Source organism: Reichenbachiella sp. MALMAid0571 (assembly GCF_040151475.1).
Classification (GTDB): domain Bacteria; phylum Bacteroidota; class Bacteroidia; order Cytophagales; family Cyclobacteriaceae; genus CAXBNB01.
The window spans coordinates 1-447 of sequence record NZ_JBDKWG010000063.1 but is presented as its reverse complement, the minus strand read 5'-3'; the positions used below and the strand labels follow the sequence as shown (position 1 = coordinate 447).

Genomic DNA, 447 nt, shown 5'->3' with positions numbered 1-447 from the left:
GATGATCCATCCACAACCAGTAGGGTAGTGACAATTACCAGTATATCGGATAATGGAGGTACAGGAGGATCAGATGACGATACCAATGATGCTTTATCTTTGGTTTCTACTGTAAGTATAACAGCAACCAATGATGAACCGACATTAATTTCAACCGGATCAAATCCTACTTTTACTGAAGGAGGTACTGCTGTTGGTTTATATACAGGCACTTCAGCTTCTACCATAGAATCGGGACAGGCAGTAACTGGTTTTGAGATTACCATCACCAATGTAGCAGATGGATCGACACCAGGTCAGGATGAGGTATTGAATGCAGATGGCTCAGTTATTACTTTAGAAAACACTAATAGTGGGACTTCCGCAACAAACACACTTGGATATAGTGTAAGTTTATCAGGAGGTACAGCTACTGTAACTTTTACTGGTGGTTCGATGAGTGAGTTG

The 447-nt window shown here is 41.2% G+C and carries 1 protein-coding gene; it reads left to right on the top strand.

What is annotated here, in order from left to right; all coding sequences use genetic code 11:
• A partial coding sequence (locus AAOP42_RS00870; protein WP_349526560.1) for a hypothetical protein occupies nt 1-447 on the top strand: 447 nt, incomplete at both ends.